The 2,203-nt window shown below is 65.1% G+C and carries 2 protein-coding genes; one reads left to right on the top strand and one right to left on the bottom strand.

Features of this window, described 5'->3' with window-relative positions:
- Positions 1–335, bottom strand: a 335-nt coding sequence (locus I8N68_RS33470) for a hypothetical protein (RefSeq protein ID WP_234040999.1), incomplete at its 3' end; no start/stop codon positions are given.
- Positions 336–630: 295 nt separating this feature from the next.
- Here I8N68_RS33470 and I8N68_RS32270 point away from each other — a divergent pair.
- Positions 631–1,275 carry a hypothetical protein gene (locus I8N68_RS32270; protein ID WP_234040998.1) on the top strand — a complete coding sequence of 215 codons (645 nt, stop codon included), beginning with the start codon at positions 631–633 and terminating at the stop codon, positions 1,273–1,275.
- Positions 1,276–2,203: the final 928 nt, after the last annotated feature.

Genomic DNA, 2,203 nt, shown 5'->3' with positions numbered 1-2,203 from the left:
GCGTCTTCTACCGCCCATCCGCGGCGATGCAACTCGTCCAACACCTTGCGGACGCCGACAGCCCAAAAGATCACTGCTTCGTGGTGGCCGTGTGCCACAAACATGAAGCCATCGGCCAGCACGGGGACCATACGGACGCGGGAGATCGATACGAGGTTCGTCCGGAAGACTCGGAACTCTCCGAAGATGGAGGAGATCACGATGTCCTGCGCCCCAACGCGGAGCCGGGCGAATGGCCATGTTGCCCTCCGATGGAACTGTGGACGCCCCCACGTCCCAACTTGTCGGTCGACGTAGGCAACGCCGCCGCGAGTCCTGAAGTCCTTCTCAGCCACGCAGCGATCATCGCTGACGCCGACAAACCTCGGCCTCCATTCGCTCACGGCTGGGTCCAGGAACTCGCAGCTTGGGAATTGTCGATCTCCCGCAGGCCACCGGCCCGGCCGCCTGGTCTCGGCAGTCTCTCGTGGCCTCGGCTGGCCCCTGTTGTCCTCGCCCAATGGCGCGCTAATGGCACGCCGGGCTGCTTCCCTCGACCCATGTGCGCGTAGCCGAAGTGGTGGCCTACAGACCCGGCCTCGTGAATACCGACCATGGCGCGCCCGCGGCTGGCCGAGGAAAGGAGCAGGCATGTCGACCGAACCGGAACCGGGCCTCGCGCCCGAGGACGCGAGACCCCGCAACACCAAGGTCGATCCCATCATGATGGGTTCCATGGAGGTCACCAAGGACGGGCGAAGCTGGCGGATCGGTACGGCCGGCGACATCGCCTGGATCGCTGGCAAAACCACGGAAGGCTTTTCGATCACCACAGCGATAGCGCCGGTGTTCGACGCCTACGCCACCTTCTACCCGCCCGACGGCGTGAGTGCCCAAGCCCATGAACGCGCTGTGATCGACGTACTCACCCAGCACACGCCCGACCAGCCCTGGTGGCTGGGCTATCTCGACACGGGCGCCCACGACATCGTCTTCCCCCTCGCTCCGAAGGTGTCCCTCTACTGGAACTGGCCCTATGTGCTGGTCGAAGCAGGACCCGAACAAGCCCTCACCTGGCGGACCGGTCACATGCGCGCCGGACAAGGATCGTTGCCCGATCTGTTCTTCCCTGCAGATCACTCCTGGCTCGTCTCCGCCCTCTGGGACGACATATGGACCGACATCGGCGGCACGGCCGCCCTGATTGCCGCCCTGCACCGCAATCCGCCGCTGCTCAACGCTCGCCGAGTCGGGCCTGACGAGGACGCCCTTCCGCCAGGACTCACGCGCGACTAGGACCAACAGGCTCGGCAGCTTCAGTTTGGAAGGACGAAGATCACGACCGACGAACACCAGGTGGGCCAGGTCAAGCCAGGACGGGCGTGACCGTTCGTGCCCGCTAGTGACCGGCCGGGGTATGGGCTACTGGCACGTGGATGGCACGGCGACCTAGGCATTACGAGATCAAGTTGCCCACCCCGGTCTACCTGCCCTAACCCCGCCTGGCCTGCGGAAATCCTTCTCGGCATCTCTCAGTGTCGGTGATCGCGGTCCGGCCTCTTGAGGACTAAATGAGGACTGATGCAGGGCAGTGCCGCCATCTGATCCGTAGATTCCCAAGACCGCTCCGCAGCCGTTCGGCAACGTCCGCGTCGTCCTGGTCGCCGCGCTCTCGGCAAGTGGATCGGTCCGGGCTCGTCCGACTCCGTTCGCCCCGGTGGCTCCCGCGCGTGGCTCCCAGACTTTCGGCTTGGGAAGTGGACAAGATCGGATCTGCGTGCCGCGTTTCCCGCGCTCGGTGCGGTCCCTCACGTCCTCAACTGGCCTGTGGTGGCACGGGCTTATGGTCCGCCAGTGGCCCGCAAAGTCCGAACGACGAAGACCACTGGTGCGATCAGCACTACGACCACCCATTGAAGTGCCACGTAGGTCGCAACGAGGATTTGAATGAGTACGTAGTCAAGCGCCAACGGAACGTCCGGGCTAGCCGTGGGACCGGCGAGCGGTACCCAGCGTGGCTCTCGTGGCCGCCACAGGAGCCAGCGAGGCGGCCCGTTGCGCCGCGCGTCCGCCTCATCCCCGGAACCACCGTCCATGGGGTGATTGTGTCCTACCAGAGGGTTTCCGAGGAGGGCCGGGGACTGGAGCCTGCGACTGAGGGATTATGAGATCAAGATGGGCGACCCGGCGAGCTGCGCAGATGGGCTTCCAGCAGCGGAGATGC

This window comes from Micromonospora coerulea (assembly GCF_016598485.1).
GTDB lineage: Bacteria > Actinomycetota > Actinomycetes > Mycobacteriales > Micromonosporaceae > Micromonospora > Micromonospora coerulea.
This window is presented reverse-complemented; position numbering and strand designations above follow the sequence as displayed.